Annotated in this window: 19 protein-coding genes and 1 pseudogene; 13 read left to right on the forward strand and 7 right to left on the reverse strand. The window is 40.7% G+C overall.

The genetic code is table 11. The features are described 5' to 3' along the window. The first annotated feature begins 183 nt into the window (after positions 1–183). The 3 genes from zwf (at position 184) to CKV70_RS10195 (ending at position 2,378) form a co-directional block, all read left to right on the forward strand. Positions 184–1,659 (forward strand): glucose-6-phosphate dehydrogenase, encoded by a 1,476-nt coding sequence (gene zwf / locus CKV70_RS10185; protein ID WP_003723144.1) that lies wholly within the window; start codon positions 184–186, stop codon positions 1,657–1,659. A gap of 118 nt (positions 1,660–1,777) precedes the next feature. After that, the gene (locus CKV70_RS10190; protein WP_003723145.1) at positions 1,778–2,209 is read left to right on the forward strand and encodes a YueI family protein; all 432 of its coding nucleotides are present in this window, start codon (positions 1,778–1,780) and stop codon (positions 2,207–2,209) included. Between the two features lie 31 nt (positions 2,210–2,240). Continuing rightward, the gene (locus CKV70_RS10195; protein WP_003727979.1) at positions 2,241–2,378 is read left to right on the forward strand and encodes a hypothetical protein; all 138 of its coding nucleotides are present in this window, start codon (positions 2,241–2,243) and stop codon (positions 2,376–2,378) included. Here the strand turns inward: CKV70_RS10195 and CKV70_RS10200 are convergent. Both CKV70_RS10200 and CKV70_RS10205 read right to left on the reverse strand, forming a co-directional pair. Further along, the gene (locus CKV70_RS10200; RefSeq protein ID WP_003723146.1) at positions 2,361–2,846 is read right to left on the reverse strand and encodes a DUF6884 domain-containing protein; all 486 of its coding nucleotides are present in this window, start codon (positions 2,844–2,846) and stop codon (positions 2,361–2,363) included. The genes CKV70_RS10195 and CKV70_RS10200 overlap by 18 nt on opposite strands. Beyond that, a complete protein-coding gene (locus CKV70_RS10205) occupies positions 2,819–3,346 on the reverse strand; it encodes a GNAT family N-acetyltransferase (RefSeq protein ID WP_012951830.1) in 528 nt (175 codons plus the stop codon). The genes CKV70_RS10200 and CKV70_RS10205 overlap by 28 nt, the downstream gene beginning before the upstream one ends. 690 nt (positions 3,347–4,036) lie before the next feature. On the opposite strand from CKV70_RS10205, the gene ilvD reads away from it, so the two are divergent. Continuing rightward, positions 4,037–5,731, forward strand: coding sequence for a dihydroxy-acid dehydratase (ilvD, locus tag CKV70_RS10210; RefSeq protein ID WP_003728794.1), 1,695 nt, complete (start codon positions 4,037–4,039; stop codon positions 5,729–5,731). Here the strand turns inward: ilvD and CKV70_RS14660 are convergent. Continuing rightward, entirely contained in the window at positions 5,720–5,866 is a 147-nt protein-coding gene (locus CKV70_RS14660) for a hypothetical protein (RefSeq protein WP_350052172.1), read from the reverse strand. The two genes, ilvD and CKV70_RS14660, sit on opposite strands and share 12 nt — an antisense overlap. On the opposite strand from CKV70_RS14660, the pseudogene ilvB reads away from it, so the two are divergent. The 9 genes and pseudogenes from ilvB to budA all read left to right on the forward strand — a co-directional run. Then, a pseudogene (ilvB, locus tag CKV70_RS10215) lies at positions 5,812–7,470 on the forward strand (biosynthetic-type acetolactate synthase large subunit); the annotation flags it as partial. The gene CKV70_RS14660 and the pseudogene ilvB overlap by 55 nt on opposite strands. Next, entirely contained in the window at positions 7,471–7,962 is a 492-nt protein-coding gene (gene ilvN, locus CKV70_RS10220) for an acetolactate synthase small subunit (protein ID WP_003723150.1), read from the forward strand. Between the two features lie 98 nt (positions 7,963–8,060). Continuing rightward, positions 8,061–9,056 carry a ketol-acid reductoisomerase gene (ilvC, locus tag CKV70_RS10225; RefSeq protein WP_008948311.1) on the forward strand — a complete coding sequence of 332 codons (996 nt, stop codon included), beginning with the start codon at positions 8,061–8,063 and terminating at the stop codon, positions 9,054–9,056. Between the two features lie 157 nt (positions 9,057–9,213). Further along, positions 9,214–10,752, forward strand: a complete 1,539-nt coding sequence (locus CKV70_RS10230; protein ID WP_003723152.1) for a 2-isopropylmalate synthase — start codon at positions 9,214–9,216, stop codon at positions 10,750–10,752. Between the two features lies 1 nt (position 10,753). Then, positions 10,754–11,806 carry a 3-isopropylmalate dehydrogenase gene (gene leuB, locus CKV70_RS10235; protein ID WP_009925267.1) on the forward strand — a complete coding sequence of 351 codons (1,053 nt, stop codon included), beginning with the start codon at positions 10,754–10,756 and terminating at the stop codon, positions 11,804–11,806. A gap of 1 nt (position 11,807) precedes the next feature. Then, positions 11,808–13,196, forward strand: a complete 1,389-nt coding sequence (gene leuC / locus CKV70_RS10240) for a 3-isopropylmalate dehydratase large subunit (protein WP_014600976.1) — start codon at positions 11,808–11,810, stop codon at positions 13,194–13,196. Continuing rightward, complete coding sequence (gene leuD, locus CKV70_RS10245) at positions 13,183–13,764, forward strand: 3-isopropylmalate dehydratase small subunit (RefSeq protein ID WP_003723155.1); 582 nt, start codon at positions 13,183–13,185, stop codon at positions 13,762–13,764. Before leuC ends, leuD begins: the two co-directional genes overlap by 14 nt. 18 nt (positions 13,765–13,782) lie before the next feature. Beyond that, positions 13,783–15,051, forward strand: coding sequence for a threonine ammonia-lyase (ilvA, locus tag CKV70_RS10250; RefSeq protein ID WP_010989860.1), 1,269 nt, complete (start codon positions 13,783–13,785; stop codon positions 15,049–15,051). A 192-nt stretch (positions 15,052–15,243) separates the two neighbouring features. Further along, positions 15,244–15,963 carry an acetolactate decarboxylase gene (budA, locus tag CKV70_RS10255; RefSeq protein WP_003723157.1) on the forward strand — a complete coding sequence of 240 codons (720 nt, stop codon included), beginning with the start codon at positions 15,244–15,246 and terminating at the stop codon, positions 15,961–15,963. A gap of 37 nt (positions 15,964–16,000) precedes the next feature. On the opposite strand, the gene CKV70_RS10260 is transcribed toward budA, so the two are convergent. The 4 genes from CKV70_RS10260 to CKV70_RS10275 form a co-directional block, all read right to left on the reverse strand. Next, positions 16,001–17,302 (reverse strand): pyrimidine-nucleoside phosphorylase, encoded by a 1,302-nt coding sequence (locus CKV70_RS10260; protein ID WP_010989861.1) that lies wholly within the window; start codon positions 17,300–17,302, stop codon positions 16,001–16,003. A 130-nt stretch (positions 17,303–17,432) separates the two neighbouring features. Continuing rightward, positions 17,433–18,443 (reverse strand): substrate-binding domain-containing protein, encoded by a 1,011-nt coding sequence (locus CKV70_RS10265; RefSeq protein ID WP_031695678.1) that lies wholly within the window; start codon positions 18,441–18,443, stop codon positions 17,433–17,435. A 79-nt stretch (positions 18,444–18,522) separates the two neighbouring features. After that, positions 18,523–19,194 carry a deoxyribose-phosphate aldolase gene (deoC, locus tag CKV70_RS10270; protein ID WP_003724140.1) on the reverse strand — a complete coding sequence of 224 codons (672 nt, stop codon included), beginning with the start codon at positions 19,192–19,194 and terminating at the stop codon, positions 18,523–18,525. 62 nt (positions 19,195–19,256) lie between these two features. Next, positions 19,257–20,204, reverse strand: coding sequence for a DNA-binding transcriptional repressor DeoR (locus tag CKV70_RS10275; protein ID WP_003732007.1), 948 nt, complete (start codon positions 20,202–20,204; stop codon positions 19,257–19,259). Positions 20,205–20,294 lie beyond the last annotated feature (90 nt).

Consider the following 20,294-nt stretch of genomic DNA (forward strand, 5'->3'; position numbering starts at 1 on the left):
AAATATTCGAATCAAACAGTTGCACAAATGCTTCTTTATGGATAAAATAGTATGGACTAATGAGGAAAATTAATAGCTCATTTAATAAGGCCTTTTTTTGTGGAGTCCTTTTCAAACTAAGAAATCTTTTTCTTAGCAGTTAATTTTTGCCATTAAGAGAATAAGAAAGAGGGTAAATGACGTATGACAGATGAGTTAGAACAAAAAGCACTGATTACTATTTTTGGCGGTACGGGAGATTTGGCAAATCGCAAACTTTACCCTTCGCTATATCATTTGTACAGTAAGGGATCTCTTGGCGACAATTTTGCCGTTATTGGAACGGCTCGTCGTGAATGGAGTAACGATTTCTTCCGTGATAAAGTAAAAGAGTCTATCAAAGACATTGACGGTTCTGAAAAAGACGCAGATGCATTTGCTTCTCACTTCTACTATCAATCTCATGATGTGACAAATAAAGAATCTTATCTAACTTTAAAAGATTTATCTGATGAATTAGATGCAAAATACGAATTAGATGGCAATCGCCTTTTCTATCTTGCAATGGCGCCAAATTTCTTTGGAACTATCGCAAGTCGCATTAAATCTGAAGGTTTTGTAGATACAGACGGTTTCCATCGTTTAATTATCGAAAAACCATTCGGCCATGATTTAGCTAGTGCGGAAGAATTAAACAATTCACTTCGTCAAGCTTTCAAGGAAGATGAAATTTATCGTATTGACCATTATTTAGGAAAAGAAATGATCCAAAATATCTCGGTTATTCGTTTTGCAAACTCCATCATTGAATCACTTTGGAATAATCGTTACATCGATAACATCCAAGTTACTTTAACTGAGGTACTTGGAGTGGAAGATCGTGGGCGTTATTACGATGAAAGTGGTGCGCTTCGAGACATGGTTCAAAACCATATCTTACAAATTGTTTCTTTACTTGCAATGGAGCCACCGATTAACTTATCTACTCGCGAGATTCGTCATGAAAAAGTTCGCGCGCTTCGTTCTTTACGCGTTTTTGAAGGAAAAGAAGTGCATCAAAGCTTTATCCGTGGTCAATATGGTCCCGGTGAAGTCGATGGCAAAGAGTTAAAAGGTTATCGTCAAGAAGATAATGTGGATCCTCATTCCAATACGGAAACATTTGTTGCAGCCAAGCTTGAAATCGATAATTTCCGCTGGGCTGGCGTACCATTTTACATTCGCACTGGTAAACGTCTTGCGAAGAAAACAACGCAAATTGCGATTCAGTTTAAAGATGTCCCACTAAACTTATTCGGGCAACAACAATCACTTGGTGGTAATGTGCTTGTTATTCATATCCAACCGGACGAAGGTATTACACTTCATTTGAACGTAAAAGAACCTGGTCAAGGTATGGTTACGATGCCAGTCAACTTGAATTATATTCATTCCTCTCCAGACGGCATGAACACACCTGAGGCTTACGAAAAATTGATTCTAGACTGTCTTCGCGGTGACGCGACTTACTTCTCTCACTGGGATGAAGTATCGCTATCATGGAACTTTATCGACCATATAGCAGATGTTTGGACAAATACGAAAGATCATTTCCCGAACTACAAATCCGGTTCAATGGGGCCAAAAGAAGCAGACGACCTCATTCAACGCGACGGATTCCAGTGGTTCCCGATCGATTAATCAAAAAACCAGAAATATGGCTACTCTAGCCTATTTCTGGTTTTCTTTGTTTACTTGCAAAAACCCCTATGCATGTTAGAATAGAGAGGAAAACTAACTAATTAAAGGAGCTCATATAATGGCTGAAAATATTGATGACTACTTAGAAAAAGGCATGTATGGGGCAAAAGAGATCAATCCCGCTGAGAAGAAGAAATATTTAGGAACTTACCGCGAACGTGTCTTAGTCGCACTCACAAAAGAAGAAGTTTTGACTCAAGAATATCTTCCAGAACTAGAAAAAGCAATACTAGAAAATAGTGACTCCAAGCTTCTCTTAAACGGATTACTCCATTATAATTCTTTACGCCCTTATATCAAATTAGCAGAAAAATGTAAACATGAATTTTCGATTGTTACTCGTTTAGAAGGTGAAACAGATATTTACCTCGTCCTCGCCTGTCAAAAAGCGGTAAACAAGGAAGACATTCATTTATATAAAGAAGCAGAAGTAGAACAAGAAGAAGAACCTATCTCGTTACTTGAGAAGGTTCGTAAACTGTTTAATTAAGTTTTCCGCTTACTATTTAGGAGGTCGATTTATGCTACACATCATCACTCTGTCACTCGCTATTTTGATGGCGTTACAAACAATCTATTTCTTCATTCGTAAAAATGTCAATATGGGCGTTATGTTTTTACTCATAACAGCTGCACTTCTTTTACTCAGTACGATTTAATGGAATTCCTGTTTCGACAGCTTGCTTTAAATTTTGCTGCATAACACCAATTCCAGATGCCCCGTCGAGTGGGAAACTAAATAATTGCTTACCAGCCGTAATGCTCGTTAATAACCCTCTGAACTTTTTGCCGCCTAACATCGGAATTGGTTCGGTAGGGTTTATTTGTAATTTCTGCCACTGCTCCTTTAATTCCCCTAGCTGAATCGTATCCGCGCCAGTTCCTTTCATGGTGAAACGAACATCGTATGTTTTTGAAACAATATCGTCCGGTCGTAAAAAACCATATTTGGGGGATAAAATTAAATATTCATTTGCAAATTGTTCCGCATAGGCTCTACTTAAACGATGAAATGTTCCAGTATACACCTCGCTTGCTTTTACTGGACCTATATCAGGCAACTTATCCCATATTTTTGGTTTTCCTGATGCAATAATAATCAGGTTCGTTTTATTGGATATTCCCACATCATCACTCTTCCTTGTTTCTCTTCTGTATCTTTTTCTTTTATATGTACGAAATGGTTATGTTTTAGTACTTGGATGGAGGCTATGTTCTGCTCGTAGCTTCTGGCAAATATGCGACGAATGACCGATTGTTCCTCCAGCCAAGCAACCATGCCTATAAGCGCCTCTGACATATATCCTTTATTTTGATAATCCGGTACGATGCTGTAGCCAATTTCGATTTCGCCCGTTTCGTCCGGATTTCCTTGTCCACCAATTTCGCCGATAATTTTATTTTCTTCTTTTAAAACGACTAGGCGTGTCCATTTAATCATTCTATCGTCTTTTTTTACGTTTTCTAATACATATGGTAAATAAAAAAAGAAATCAATTCCTGGCCAGTCAGGTGACACATGGTAGCCACTTGTCTTTTCCAAAGCTTCTGTCCCATTAATCGTTGCTTGAATCATTTCCAGTGTGTAATTAATCAATATTAATCGATCTGTTTCTAAATTATCCACAACAAAAACCCGGCTTTCCTACTAATTTATTACTTTCAATTTAGCAGAATTGGATAGAAGAACGCAACTAAAGTGTGATTTTTTATCCGAATAATTAATTAAATAGTCAAAAACTATAAAAATAAAACTATTCTGACTATATACTTGACCTTTCGTTTTTGAATGCGCTTCCATTTAAGTTATACTTCAAATATAAGACCTGGTACTAATTCCTGCTAAAAGTGTAAGTTGCTTGAATTGTGCAAACTGACGGAAAACTTTCAAAATAACAATTGACAATCGCATGGCAACCATATATATTAAATACTAACATAACATTTCTTGATATTAATTTTTTTCAAAAATGTGCGACTAATCGAAAAAATAAAACCATTTAACGAAGGAGATAATGACTTATGAAAACGACCAAATCAGTCATTACAATTTTATTACTCTAGAAGGACTTTGAGCACTGTAGAAATTTACAGTAGTTTGAGTCCTGTTTACGTTAAATGGGATTCTAGCAAAGCATCCCATTGTTTTCATCATTGGGGTGCTTTTTATTTAGCTAGATTTCGAGTTTTCAAGCATCGAAAAGCCATTATCAAGCGAGCAGATACTTAATCATATAAATTAATGCCACGCTATTTAGTGAATTCTAAAAATTCAGTGTCGGCAAACAATTCTTAATTAGAAATGGGGTAAAGTCATATGCGTAGTGACAAAATAAAAAAAGGTGTCGAACAAGCTCCAGCAAGAAGTTTGCTGCATGCTACAGGTCAAATTAAAAGTCCAGGTGATATGGACAAACCATTTATCGCTATTTGTAACTCTTACATTGATATTGTTCCAGGTCACGTTCATTTGCGAGAACTTGCGGATGTAGCCAAAGAAGCAATTAGAGAAGCTGGCGGTATCCCATTTGAATTTAATACGATTGGTGTAGATGACGGCATTGCCATGGGACATATTGGTATGCGTTATTCCCTTCCCTCTCGTGAAGTTATCGCGGATGCAGCGGAAACAGTAATCAACGCGCACTGGTTTGACGGGGTTTTCTACATCCCAAACTGTGACAAAATTACACCAGGTATGCTACTTGCGTCGGTTCGTACCAACGTCCCTGCTATCTTCTGTTCAGGTGGTCCAATGAAAGCTGGATTGTCAGCTCACGGAAAAGCGCTCACTCTTTCTTCTGTTTTTGAAGCAGTTGGCGCATTTAAAGATGGCAGCATGTCCCAGGAAGATTTCCTTGATATGGAAGCTAATGCGTGTCCGACTTGCGGATCTTGTGCAGGAATGTTTACAGCAAACTCAATGAACTGTTTAATGGAAATTCTAGGTATGGCTGTTCCGGGAAATGGTACAACACTTGCCGTTTCTGACGCACGCCGTGATCTTATTAGAGAATCTGCTTTTCATTTAATGGATTTAGTCAAAAAAGATATTCGTCCTCGTGACATTATTACAAAAGATGCGATTGATGATGCTTTCGCGCTTGATATGGCAATGGGCGGCTCTACAAATACCGTATTACATACTCTTGCCCTTGCAAATGAAGCTGGTATTGAAGACTACGATTTGGAACGCATTAATGATATCGCCAAACGTGTCCCCTACCTTTCCAAAATTGCACCATCCTCTTCTTACTCAATGCATGATGTTCATGAGGCTGGCGGCGTTTCTGCCATCGTTAAAGAATTGGTTGATCTTGGCGGCGCAATTCATCCAGACCGAATTACCGTTACTGGAAAAACGATTCGTGAAAACGTAGCTGATGCCAAAATTAATAATACCGATGTTATTCATCCAAAAGAAAATCCGTATAGCCCAGTTGGCGGACTTTCGATGTTGTTTGGAAATATCGCACCAAAAGGAGCTGCTATCAAAGTTGGCGGCGTAGATCCTTCCGTACAAGTTTTCAAAGGAGAAGCGATTTGCTTTAGTTCTCATGATGAGGCTGTTGAGGCAATTGATAATCATACGGTTCGTGAGGGGCATGTGGTTGTTATCCGCTACGAAGGTCCAAAAGGCGGCCCCGGAATGCCGGAGATGCTGGCGCCAACTTCTAGTATTGTTGGACGTGGATTAGGAAAAGATGTTGCTTTGATTACAGATGGTCGCTTTTCTGGAGCTACTCGCGGTATCGCAGTTGGGCATATTTCTCCAGAAGCTGCGGCTGGTGGTCCGATTGCACTCGTTCATGATGGTGATATCATCACGATTGATTTGCCAAACCGGACGTTAAACGTGGATGTTCCTGATGAGGTTTTGGAAGAACGAAGAAAAGAATTACCGAAATTTAAAGCTAAAGTAAAAACTGGTTACCTTGCAAGATATACTGCGCTTGTAACTAGCGCCCACACTGGTGGTATTTTGCAAATTCCAGAAGATTTAATCGACTAAAAAATGAGGTGATAAGCGTGATTGATACGACGAAGACAAATGAAAAAGCGACAAAAAAGCAAAATAAAAGTGGTGCGGAACTTTTAATTGACGCCTTGAAAAAACAACAAGTTGACATGATTTTTGGTTACCCAGGTGGCGCTGTGTTACCTCTCTATGATGCTTTTTATGACTGCGATATCCCGCATATTCTAACACGACACGAGCAAGGAGCGATTCATGCTGCGGAAGGTTATGCTCGCGTTACTGGGAAACCTGGTGTTGTGGTTGTAACGAGTGGCCCTGGTGCAACCAACGTACTAACTGGTATCGCGGATGCAATGAGTGACTCGATTCCATTAGTAATTTTTACCGGACAAGTTCATACGCCTGGTATCGGAAAAGATGCTTTCCAAGAAGCCGATATGATTGGGCTAACGATTCCAATTACTAAATACAATTACCAAGTGCGTGATGTTCGTGACTTACCAAAAATCGTCAATGAAGCTTTTCATATTGCAAGTACTGGTCGTAAAGGCCCTGTTGTCGTGGATATTCCAAAAGACATGGGGATTATCCAAACAGAGTCTGTCCGGCCAGATACGATTGATCTGCCGGGTTATCAACCGACTTATTCACCGAACCCACTTCAACTTGAAAAACTAATGCAATCTCTTTCCGCCGCAAGTAAGCCACTAATACTTGCCGGAGCTGGCGTCAATCATGCGAGAGCTACAGCTGAATTACTAGAATTCGCTGAACGCTATCAAATTCCTATCGTGAATACACTGCTTGGTCTAGGAAGTTTCCCGCAAAGCCATGATTTATTCCTTGGTATGGGTGGTATGCACGGTTCTTATGCAGCAAATATGGCGCTAACGGATTGCGACTTGCTGATTAATTTTGGCTCTAGATTCGATGACCGCCTTGCAAGCGCACCGAAAGAATTTGCCACGAAAGCAACCATTGCTCATATCGACATTGATCCCGCGGAAATCGGCAAAATTATCGAAACGCAAATTCCAATCGTGGCGGATATCAACGAAACGCTCACGCAACTACTACAAATGGAACTTCCGGTTCATCCGGATACATCCCATTGGTACAAATTAAATATGACGCGCAAAAACCGTCATCCTTTTAATTTTGATAGAACGAAAAAAGCGGAAATTAAACCACAGCGTGTTATTGAGCTAATTGGTGAAATTACGCAAGGTGAAGCGCTTGTTTCTACCGATGTTGGACAGCATCAAATGTGGGCGGCGCAGTTTTATCCATTCCAATTCGATCATCAAATTATTACAAGTGGTGGTCTTGGCACAATGGGCTTTGGATTTCCCGCAGCCGTTGGGGCACAACTCGCTTTCCCAGATAAAACGGTAGTCGCAATTGTTGGCGATGGCGGTTTCCAAATGACCAACCAAGAACTAGCGATTTTAAACGATTATCAAATCAATGTAAAAACGGTGATTATCAATAATGGTTCGCTCGGGATGGTTCGTCAGTGGCAAGAAAAATTCCACGGTGAAAGATATTCCCATTCGATTTTCACGAGTCAACCAGATTTTGTCAAATTATCTGAGGCTTATGGCGTCAAAGGGGTTCGCCTAACGAATCCGGAAACGCTGGAAAAAGATTTGAGAAAAGCCTTCGCTCACCCTGGACCAATCGTAATTGATGTCCATGTAGCAAAAGACGAACTAGTACTTCCAATGGTTCCAAGTGGCAAACCAAATCACCAAATGGAAGGGGTGGAATAAATGCGCCGAATCATTACCGCTACAGTAAACAACTCTTCTGGCGTGTTAAATCGTATCACTGGGGTTATCTCCAGACGCCAATACAATATCGATAGCATCTCTGTCGGCTGGACCGAAATCCCGAATGTTTCCCGGATTACCATCGTTGTCCATGTCGATTCCTTATACGAAATTGAACAAGTAACCAAACAGCTCAACAAACAAATCGATGTGCTTAAAGTTAGCGATATTACGGATGACGCGCACATTGAACGAGAACTTGCTTTACTGAAAATCAATTCCCCCGCCGCCTTACGTTCCGAGCTAAACGCAGTAATCGAACCATTTCGCGCAACCGTCATTGATGTTGGCACTAAAAATGTTGTCATCCAAGTAACTGGTACAAGCGAAAAAATCGATGCATTTGTTGATACGGTTCGTCCCTACGGCATTAAACAAATGGCAAGAACTGGCGTGACTGGCTTTACAAGAAGCCCTAAAAAAATGGGTTGAAATCATTTACTACAGAGCAATCCGTTGCTTTGCTAGCATCAGGACAGCACACTTGCTATTCTGAAATATAAAAAGAAATTAGTTGGAGGTTAGGAAAAATGACAAAAGTTTATTATGAAGATGCAGTAAAAAACAACGCACTAGAAGGTAAAACAGTAGCAGTAATCGGGTACGGTTCGCAAGGTCACGCACATTCTCAAAATCTACGTGACAATGGCAATAACGTTATTATCGGCATTCGCGAAGGAAAATCTGCCGAATCTGCTAGAAACGATGGTTTTGATGTTTATTCTGTTAGCGAAGCCGCTGATAAAGCTGATGTTATCATGATTCTTTTGCCAGATGAAACGCAAGGCGAAACATACGAAAATGAAATTAAACCTAACCTAAAAGCTGGTAATTCACTTGTTTTCGCTCACGGTTTTAACATTCATTTTGACGTAATTAATCCTCCAAGTGATGTAGATGTTTTCCTAGTAGCTCCAAAAGGTCCTGGTCACTTAGTTCGCCGTACATTTGTCGAAGGTGGCGCGGTTCCTTCCCTATTCGCAATCTACCAAGATGCCACTGGAAACGCACGCGACACAGCCCTTTCCTATGCAAAAGGTATTGGCGCAACTCGTGCTGGCGTTATCGAAACTACTTTCAAAGAAGAAACAGAAACAGATCTATTCGGCGAACAAGCAGTTCTTTGCGGGGGTGCAACTCACCTTATCCAAGCTGGTTTCGAAACACTTGTAGAGGCTGGCTACCAACCAGAACTTGCTTATTTTGAAGTATTACATGAAATGAAACTAATTGTTGATTTGATGTATGAAGGTGGTATGGAAAAAATGCGCCACTCGATCTCCAATACAGCAGAATATGGTGATTATGTTTCTGGTCCTCGTGTTGTTACAGCCGATACGAAAAAAGCAATGAAAGAAGTACTTACTGACATTCAAAATGGTAACTTTGCTAAATCATTCATTGATGACAACAAAAATGGTTTTAAAGAATTCCATAGAATGCGTAAAGAACAACAAGGTCATCAAATCGAAAAAGTTGGTGCAGAACTTCGCGAAATGATGCCATTTGTCAAACCACAACATTAATACTTAATTCGGATTGCTAGGCGAGTTTTTCGCCTAGCAACCGTTTATCCTTTTTCAATATGAGTTTAAGGTAGAACGCGTTTCTTTCTTAAACTGATACTGAAAGCAGGAAAAATCCAAGCTTCCCTATCTAATATAAAACAAGAGGTGAAATCGAATGAAGAAAATCCAGTTTTTTGATACTACACTTAGAGATGGCGAACAAACCCCTGGAGTTAATTTTGACGTAAAGGAGAAAATCCAGATTGCCTTACAACTCGAAAAACTTGGAATTGATGTGATTGAAGCCGGCTTTCCGATTTCTTCTCCTGGAGATTTTGAATGCGTCAAGGCCATTGCAAAAGCGATTAAACATTGTTCTGTAACAGGGCTAGCGCGCTGTGTTGAAGGAGATATCGACCGCGCGGAAGAAGCGCTTAAAGACGCTGTTTCTCCGCAAATACATATCTTCTTAGCAACGAGCGATGTGCATATGGAATACAAATTAAAAATGAGTCGGGCGGAAGTTCTTGCTTCCATTAAACACCACATTAGTTATGCAAGACAAAAATTCGAAGTAGTACAGTTTTCACCAGAAGATGCAACTCGGTCAGATCGTGCTTTTCTAATTGAGGCCGTTCAAACAGCAATTGATGCCGGGGCAACTGTCATCAACATTCCGGACACGGTCGGATATACTAACCCAACCGAATTCGGACAGCTATTCCAAGATTTGCGTAGGGAAATTAAACAATTTGATGATATTACTTTCGCTTCCCATTGTCATGATGACCTTGGTATGGCGACTGCAAATGCACTTGCTGCAATCGAAAATGGCGCAAGACGCGTCGAAGGTACAATTAATGGGATTGGCGAACGAGCTGGGAATACGGCTCTTGAAGAAGTTGCTGTCGCGCTGCATATTCGCAAAGATTTTTATCAAGCAGAAACAAATATCGTTTTGAACCAATTTAAAAATTCTAGTGATCTGATTAGTCGTTTGTCGGGTATGCCTGTTCCGCGTAATAAAGCCGTAATTGGTGGTAATGCTTACGCGCACGAGTCCGGTATTCATCAAGATGGCGTGCTGAAAAACCCAGATACGTATGAAATCATCACCCCTGCCCTTGTCGGCGTGGATAAAAACTCGCTTCCTCTTGGTAAACTTTCTGGCAAACATGCCTTCAATACGCGCATGGAAGAAATGGGCTACACACTAACCGAACAAGAACAAAAAGATGCCTTTAAACGTTTCAAACAACTAGCAGATGCGAAAAAAGAAGTAACTGAAGAAGACTTGCACGCGTTAATTCTCGGCCAATCTTCCGAGTCAGCCGATGATTTCGAACTAAAACATTTGCAAGTTCAATATGTTACTGGCGGCGTCCAAGGTGCGATTGTTCGCATTGAAGAACGTGATGGCGCTCTAGTAGAAGATGCAGCAACTGGTTCAGGTAGCATTGAAGCGATTTACAACACAATTAATCGCCTAATGAAACAAGACATCGAATTAACCGATTATCGTATCCAAGCAATTACAGCCGGCCAAGATGCCCAAGCAGAAGTACATGTCGTCATTAAAAATGACAAAGGCGCTGAGTTCCATGGTATCGGTATTGATTTTGACGTTTTAACTGCTAGTGCTAAAGCTTATTTGCAAGCATCAGGCAAAAGCAAAACCGCCAGTAAGCAAGCTGATTTCGAGGAGGTAAAATAACGTGACCTATAAAATTACTTCCTTAGCTGGCGACGGAATTGGTCCAGAAATTATGACTTCTGGACTTCAAGTATTAGAGGCAGTCGCAAAAAAATACAACCATACGTTTGAAATTGAATCTCATCCCTTTGGCGGCGCAGGAATTGACGTAGCACAAGACCCAATCCCTTCTTCCACCTTAAAAGCATGCCAAGACGCCGACGCCATTTTACTCGGAGCAATTGGTGGTCCAAAATGGGATAATGCGAGCAAACGTCCCGAAGATGGCCTACTTGCACTTCGAAAAGCGCTTGGTCTTTTCGCCAACATTCGCCCTATTCAAGTCCCAAGCTCCATCACGCACCTTTCTCCTTTAAAAAAGGAAATTGTTGAGAACACTGATTTTGTCGTTGTTCGTGAGTTGACTGGTGGACTTTACTTTGGGGAACCAAAACATTGGGATGAGTCAGCGGCAGTTGATTCTTTAACATATACCCGTGCAGAAATCGAGCGAATTATTGAGAAAGCTTTCGAAATAGCTGCGACGAGAAATAAAAAAGTTACTTCTGTGGATAAAGCGAATGTGCTAGCTTCTAGTAAACTATGGCGAAAAATTGCTGAAGAAGTGGCAAGTCGTCACCCAGATATCACACTAGAACATCTATACATTGATGCTGCGGCAATGCTTATGATTCAACGACCAACGACATTTGATGTTATCGTGACGGAAAACTTATTTGGCGATATTTTAAGCGATGAAGCGTCTGTCATTACTGGCTCACTTGGAATGCTCCCTTCTGCTAGCCATGCGGAAAACGGACCATCTTTATACGAACCAATTCATGGATCTGCACCAGATATCGCTAATCAAAATATTGCCAATCCAATGTCGATGATTTCTTCGGTGTCGATGATGCTCCGCCAATCTTTCTCTCTTTTTAAAGAAGCGGATGCGATTGATGCGGCAGCTACAAGAACAATGCAAGCTGGATTTTTAACCGCTGACCTTGGTGGAAACACTACTACGACCGACTTTACAAATGAAGTTCTAAAACAAATTGAAGGAGGAGAATAAAATGGGGAAAACACTTTTTGATAAACTTTGGAACCGTCATGTCATTTATGGCAAAGAAGGTGAACCGCAATTATTATACGTTGATCTTCATTTGATTCATGAAGTTACTTCTCCTCAAGCGTTTGAAGGACTAAGACTGGAAAATCGGCCACTGCGCAGACCAGATAAAACGTTCGCGACAATGGATCATAACGTTCCAACCGAAGATATTTTCAACATCCAAGACCTTGTTGCTAAAAAACAAATTGAAGCACTGCAAACCAACTGCGCGGAATTCGGCGTAACGCTAGCTGACATGGGCAGTGACCGTCAAGGAATCGTGCATATGGTTGGACCAGAAACTGGACTAACGCAACCTGGCAAAGTGATTGTTTGTGGGGATTCTCATACGGCGACACATGGTGCTTTTGGAGCGATTGGCTTTGGGATTGGTTCTAGTGAAGTAGAGCATGTTTTTGCGACTCAAACAATTTGGCAACAAAAGCCAAAATCAATGGGCATTGAAATTAACGGCAAACTTCCAAAAGGTGTATATGCGAAAGATATTATTTTGCATTTGATTGCCACGTATGGTGTTGCTTTTGGAACTGGTTATGCCGTCGAGTATTATGGTGAAACTATTCGTAATATGTCGATGGAAGAACGGATGACAATTTGCAATATGGCAATTGAAGGCGGCGCAAAAATGGGCATGATGGCGCCAGATGAAACTACTTTTGAATATGTGCGCGGTCGTGAATACGCTCCTACTGATATGGATAAAGCAATTAGCGACTGGAAAACACTCCAAACTGACTCCGATGCAGAATACGACCTTCATATCCAAATGGATGCGAGTATTTTGGAACCATATGTCACTTGGGGAACAAATCCCGAAATGGGTGTTCCTTTTTCTAAAGCATTTCCGGAAATTAAAGATATGAACTATGAGCGTGCTTATGAATATATGGGGCTAAAACCTGGTCAAACTGCAGAAGAAATCGAGCTTGGCTATGTGTTTATTGGTTCTTGTACGAATGCCAGGCTTTCTGACTTAGAAGAAGCCGCTCGTATCGTCAAAGGAAATAAAGTGAAAAATAATATTCGCGCACTCGTTGTCCCTGGTTCCCGCCAAGTTCGTAATGCGGCAGAATCTATTGGACTAGATAAAATTTTTATAGAAGCTGGTTTTGAATGGCGTGAACCTGGTTGTTCGATGTGTCTAGGAATGAATCCTGACCAAGTACCGGACGGCGTTCACTGTGCCTCTACTTCGAATCGTAATTTTGAAGGACGGCAAGGTAAAGGCGCCCGTACTCATCTCGTTTCACCAGCAATGGCTGCGGCCGCGGCAATCAATGGACACTTTATCGATATTCGAAAGGAGGCGGTTATCAGTGGAGGAAATTAAAGTACACATTGGAAAAACAGTGGCGCTAATGAACGACAATATCGATACCGACCAAATCATTCCCAAAAGTTTCCTAAAACGGATTGAGCGGACTGGTTTTGGTGAATTTCTCTTTGATAGTTGGCGTTATCTACCGAATCGTAAACCAAACCCGGATTTCCCGCTAAATGCTCTAGACCGCCAAGAAGCGACTATTTTAATTACAGGCGAAAATTTTGGTTGTGGTTCTTCACGGGAACATGCCGCATGGGCGCTACTTGACTACCGTTTTCGTGTAATTATTGCTGGTAGTTATAGTGATATTTTTTATATGAATTGTACGAAAAACGGCGTGCTCCCTATCGTTCTTCCCAGAGAGGCACGTGAAAAATTAGCGAAAATTGCAGCCGAAGAGAATGTGACCATTGACTTGCCAAACCAACAAGTTATCAGTTCAGTTGGCACCTATCCTTTTGAGATTGATGCTACGTGGAAAAATAAATTTATTAATGGACTGGATGATATCGCCATTACATTTGAACATATTGATGCGATTAAAGCCTATGAACAAAAAGTGGATTCAATATAAGAAAAGGTAGTGAGGATGATGGAATTAGTTGACTTATTAGTAACAGAAGAAGATGTCGAAAAGGCCTATGAAGTCTTAAAGTCGGTCGTCAAACATACGCCACTAGAATATGATTTTTATCTTTCGGAAAAATATCATTGCAATGTCTATCTGAAACGCGAAGATTTGCAAAGAGTGCGTTCTTTTAAATTACGTGGTGCTTTTTATGCTATTTCTAGATTATCAGCGGAACAATTGGAAAAAGGAGTGGTGTGCGCAAGTGCTGGAAATCATGCGCAAGGAGTTGCATATACGTGCAAACGAATGACAGTTCCAGCTACGATTTTTATGCCAACGACTACCCCGCAACAAAAAGTATCACAAGTAAAATTTTTTGGTGGTAGTAATGTCGAAGTGGTTTTAGTTGGCGATACGTTTGATGCTTCTGCAACTGCCGCGAAAGAATTTGCTGCAGCACATGGCCAAACTTTTATCCCACCGTTTGATGATCCTGATATTATTGCAGGCCAAGGCTCGCTTGCTGTGGAGATGGTCAAAGATTTAAATAAAGCACACGAGCAAGCAGATTATGTTTTTGCTGGAATTGGGGGTGGTGGCTTGATTAGCGGTGTTGCAACGTATCTCAAAGCGAAGAGCCCGATTACAAAAATCATCGGGGTAGAACCTGATGGCGCGCCTTCAATGACAGCAGCTTTAAAACAAAATCAAGTCGTAACACTAGATAAAATCGATAAATTTGTCGATGGTGCTGCGGTAAAAGAAGTTGGTAGCTTAACGTTCCAACATGCCAAAGTGTTAGTCGATGAAGTGACAACTGTTTCTGAAGGTGCTGTTTGTTCTACGATTTTGGATATGTATACGAAGCAAGCGATTGTTGCAGAACCTGCTGGAGCACTTTCCGTTGCTGCACTTGAAACCTACCGCGAGGAAATTAAAGACAAGACGGTTGTTTGTATTGTAAGTGGCGGAAACAATGATATTAACCGGATGCAAGAAATTGAAGAACGTTCCCTCCTACATGAAGGATTAAAGCATTATTTTATCGTCAATTTCTCGCAGCGTCCTGGGGCTTTGAAAGAATTTGTTAACGATGTGCTCGGTCCACATGACGATATCACCAAATTCGAATATACGAAAAAAGTGAATCGAGGTAATGGACCTGTAATTATCGGTGTTTTGTTGCAAGATAAAAATGATTATGAAGGATTGCTTGACCGGGTTGCTGCTTTTGACCCGAGCTATATTCCGATTAATGATAATCAAACCCTATACACTTTGCTTGTATAAAAAGAGTTCTCGTATGATGCGAGAACTCTTTTTATATTACAGTTTATACATCTGTTATAGTAACAGTTTATTTTGTAATTCGGTTTAAAATCTTTTGTTTACGGATATAAAGTAGTATAATAAACATATAGAAATTAAACTGTATTATTTAAAAATAATTTTTCATATATAACAATTCAAGGAGTGGCAAAGATGGACGCAGTTAGAAAAAATCGATTATTTCAGCATTCTACAATGGCAGCACTTGTTGGTGGGCTTTTCAGCGGAACAACGAGTTTCAAAGAATTATTACAGCACGGTGACCTTGGTATAGGAACACTTGACCAATTTGATGGTGAATTAATTATTTTAGACGGGGAAGCTTTTCAAATTCGGTCAGATGGGCAAGCTTATAAAGTAAAACCGGAAGATACGACACCTTATGCGAGCACTACTTTTTTTGATGCCGATACTTCTTTTTCTGTCTCCGAACCGACATCAAAACAAGCGGTGGAAGAAAAAATCGCAGAATTAGTACAAGGACCGAATGTTTTTTATGCAGTGAAAATGACCGGGAATTTCCGTTATGTGGATACGCGCGTTGTACCAAAACAACAAAGACCTTATCCGCCACTCATTGAAGCCGTAAAAGAACAACCAACGTACCATTTTGAATATATTACGGGTACGATTGTTGGTTTTTGGACACCCGCTTATATTAGCGGTATTGGCGTTTCTGGTTATCATGTGCATTTTATTGATGATATGCGTAAAATTGGCGGTCATGTATTTGATTATGAAATGCTTGAAGGAACGGTAGAAGTGGCGCAACAAACGGAATTCGAACTTCAATTACCTCAAACGACGGAATTCTTAAGAAGTGATTTAAGTACGCCGGATATGTTGGAACAGATTGAAGCTGCGGAAAATTAAAAAAAGAAAGCTCCCAAATTAAATTGGGAGCTTTCTTTTATTCTGTAATAACTTTATGAACAAGGGTTGGCGCTATTGCATGGTCGGAAATTTGAATGTTTTCGTAGATTTTCGCTTTTACATTTTCGACATCTTCTTGGTCAGCGAAAATCGTTACGAGTGATTCGCCTTCCTTAACAGCATCGCCCACTTTTTTACGTAGCATTAAACCTACTGCTAGATTGATTTCATCTTCTTTCGTTGCGCGACCGGCGCCTAGAATCATTGCAGCGATTCCAATTTCATCAGCGACGATTTGGCTTACGAAACCGGATGTTTTAGCGGGTACTTCAATTTGGTATTTTGCTTGTGGCAGTTTTTCAGGGTGATCAACAATGCTTGCATCGCCACCTTGATTAGAAAGGAACGTTTTGAATTTCTCTAGTGCTGCACCGTTTTCGATTACTTCGATTAGTTTGGCGCGGGCTTCATCTAGTGTCTCCGCTTGTTTGGCTAGTACGACCATTTGACTTCCAAGTACAAGGACTAATTCTGTTAAATCTTCTGGCCCTTGGCCTTTAAGTGTATCGATGGCCTCTTTTACTTCTAAAGCGTTTCCGATTGCTTCGCCAAGTGGTTGGGACATATCAGAAATGACTGCCATTGTATTTCTACCTACGTTATTTCCGATACGGACCATTGCATGTGCTAGGTTTTCAGCATCTTCATCGGTTTTCATAAATGCACCAGCACCTGTTTTTACATCAAGTACGATTGCATCTGCGCCTGCTGCGATTTTTTTACTCATAATTGAACTTGCAATAAGCGGAATTGAGTTTACGGTTCCTGTTACATCACGAAGCGCGTACATTTTTTTATCTGCTGGTGTAAGGTTTCCTGATTGTCCAATAACTGCTACTTTGTCGCGATTTACTAGGTCAATGAAATCTTTCTTATCTAGTTCGATGTGGAAGCCTTCGATAGATTCTAGTTTATCAATCGTTCCGCCTGTATGTCCTAAGCCACGACCAGACATTTTTGCAACTGGTACGCCAACTGCTGCTACGAGTGGAGCAAGAACAAGTGTCGTTGTATCGCCGACACCGCCAGTACTATGTTTGTCGACTTTGATTCCTTCGATTTCAGATAGGTCAATCGTATCGCCAGAGCCAACCATTGCCATTGTTAAATCCGCGCGTTCTTGATCATTCATATCTTGGAAAAAGATTGCCATGGCTAGAGCACTTGCTTGATAATCCGGAATTTCTCCATTTGTATAGCCATCAATGAAAAACTGAATTTCTTCTGTTGATAAAGCTTTGCCGTCCCTTTTCTTGGAAATAATATCCACCATTCTCATTTCTCTTCACCCTTTCTTTTTGTCCACTTTAGCATTTTATGTACCTTTATTGAGAACGGTTACACTTTTTAAGTAAACCGTTTTACTAAACAAGAACATGTGCTTAACATGCTCACTATAACTTACTCCCTTACTGGTTGTCAATACTTTTTGTACTACTACGCTTGATTAGGGAAATATCGAGTAAACGATTCTCTAATTTCTCGGTTGGATTTTGGAGATTTTTCAGTAAAAGTTCGGCAGCAATTTCGCCGATGCCATAGATTGGTTGCCGAATTGTCGTAAGTGGCGGAGTCATGTATTCGGAAAGTTCAATATCATCAAACCCGATGACGCTAAGATCATGAGGGATGCGCATATTTTTTTCTAGCGCCGCACGATACGTTCCCATCGCCATTAAATCATTGGTTGCAAAAATGGCACTCAGCTTTTCTTGAAGTAATTTTTGCGTGGCGATATAACCGCCATTCATCGTTTGGTCCCCGCTGACAATCCAGCTATCTTTTACCGGAAGTTGATAATCTTTCATACACGCCAAGTAACCTTCGTAGCGCTCATGTACGTTATAAAAAGATGTATCCGAAATAATGATTCCGATGCGCGTATGGCCTAGTTCAATTAAATGCTCCGTCTCCATATAGCCGCCTTTGAAATCATCAATTGCGATATTTCCTTCTTGCCTTGGATTCCGCTGACGATCAAGTAAAATATACGGAGAACGCTTCTCTTCCATACGTTTGATAACGCCCGAAAGCAGAATATTAGGGCTGGCGATAATTAAGCCATCGACAGCCCGATGTAATAATTCTTCTACATATAAATCTTCTCGTTCTTTATCATTGGAAGAGTTACAGAGCATAATCATGTAACCTTCTTTATTTAAGTAATCTTCTGCCCCTTTTACCATTTGTGAGAAAAAAGGATCCGTTACTTCCGGAACAATCATTCCGATGGTGTTTGTGTGACTAACAATCATATTTTTGGCGAAAAAGTTTGGTTTGTAAGACATCTCTTTTGCTGTTTTCAGGACTTTTTCACGAGTTAAGTCGCTAAATCGTTCCCCTTTACCATTCAAAATTTGAGAAATCGTCGTAATTGAAACGCCTGTCTTTTCAGCTATTTCGCGGATGGTTGCAGCCATTTAAACTCCCCCAGTCAGATTATCTATTCTCCTTATTTTGCCACATTTGAGAATAATAATAAAGGGGTTTCATTCAAAATTAGTAATTATCAGGTTTAGCTGGTTTTTCGCCGGAAACAATTGCAACGCCTGCACTTGCGCCGATACGAGTTGCGCCTGCTTCGATCATTTTTTCTACGTCTTCTTTCGTACGAACTCCACCAGATGCTTTTACACCGATGTTCGGTCCAACTGTTTTACGCATCAAGGCGATATCTTCGGCAGTTGCGCCACCTGTTGAAAATCCTGTAGATGTTTTAACGAAGTCTGTTCCTGCTTTTACAGCGATTTCGCATGCGCGCACTTTTTCTTCGTCTGTTAATAGGCAAGTTTCGATAATTACTTTTACTAATGCTTTGCCTTTAGCAGCATCGACAACAGCGCGAATATCGCGTTCTACTAATTCGTCGTCCTTGTCTTTAAGTGCACCGATATTGATAACCATATCGACTTCTTTCGCGCCGTTTTGGATGGCATCTTTCACTTCGAATGCTTTCACTTCTGGAGTATTTGCTCCAAGCGGGAAACCGATAACAGTACATACTACGGATTCTGCTCCAGCAAGTTGTTCAGCGGATAGTTTTACCCAAGTTGGGTTCACGCATACGGAAGCAAAACCGTATTCTCTCGCTTCTTTTGTTAGTGTTAAAATTTGTTCTTTCGTAGTGTCTGGTTTTAATGCAGTATGGTCGATCATTTTGGCAATTGTCATTTTAAAAACTCCTTTATAATTGGATTTGGTTTCATCATATCGCACTCCAGAACATTTGTAAACTAATTGATGAAATTTTGTTCAAGTAGTTGTTTTGCGGTAAATTGGTCGGTAATAAAATGATTGGCATAACCGCCACGAAGCGCGCCATGAATCGCTTTTATTTTTCGTTCACCGCCCGCAACAAGGATGGCTGTTTCTTTTTGTTTTAACTCTTGCAAATTGATGCCAATGGTCCGTTCATCCATTTTTTCGTCAGCAATTTCGCCGTCAATTGTGAAAAATCGCGAACAAATATCGCCCACTGCTTTTTCTTTTAGGCGAGCCTTTTCTTGATCAGAAAAATAGCCTAGACGGAAAAGCAGGGCTTCATCACGCACAGTTCCTACAGTAAAAATAGCGATATTGGCTTTTTTACCAAGTTCGATGATGTTTTTTATATGGCGATCTGCTTCTACCATTTGTTTAGCGAGTGGATTATCAAGGACCACGGGAAGTGGCAGTGAAACTGGGGCCGTATCATAGGCAGCCCCGAATAATGCTAACGTTTCAGCAGCATACGTATTGACATCAGAATGACTCACGCCGCCTTTAAGTTGGACGACTTTTATTTCTGCTTTTAGTGGGGCTAGTTTTTGGGCGATTTTATACATCGTTGTTCCCCAACTCACACCAAGAATATCGCCATCATGGATAATCTCTTCTAAATATTCTGCAGCACTTTGGCTGATTTGCTTGGTTATTTCGCTATAATCATTTGTTTGACTGAAAGCAACGGTGACGTTTTTTAGTTGGTACTTTTCTTTTAAAGCGACTGCCAGTTCTGTGAGGTTAGAAAATGGATCTTGGACTTCGATTTTGACGTATCCTTTTGTTTTCGCGTTTTGGAGCAATCTGGAAACGGTCGGTCTGGAAACACCTAGACGTGTGGCGATTTCTTGCTGACCGAGATCCGATTGATAATAAAGTCTCGCCACCTCAACGCTGAGCTGTTCTTTTTGTTTATCCATTTCATCCCTCCATCTTTTTCTATTTAGTATAACGTAAGAACGGGGATAGTTCGAGAGGGAAGATAAAAAAAGACAGCCGCAGCTGTCTTT

The sequence above is a fragment of the Listeria monocytogenes genome, assembly GCF_900187225.1.
Taxonomy (GTDB): Bacteria; Bacillota; Bacilli; order Lactobacillales; family Listeriaceae; genus Listeria; species Listeria monocytogenes.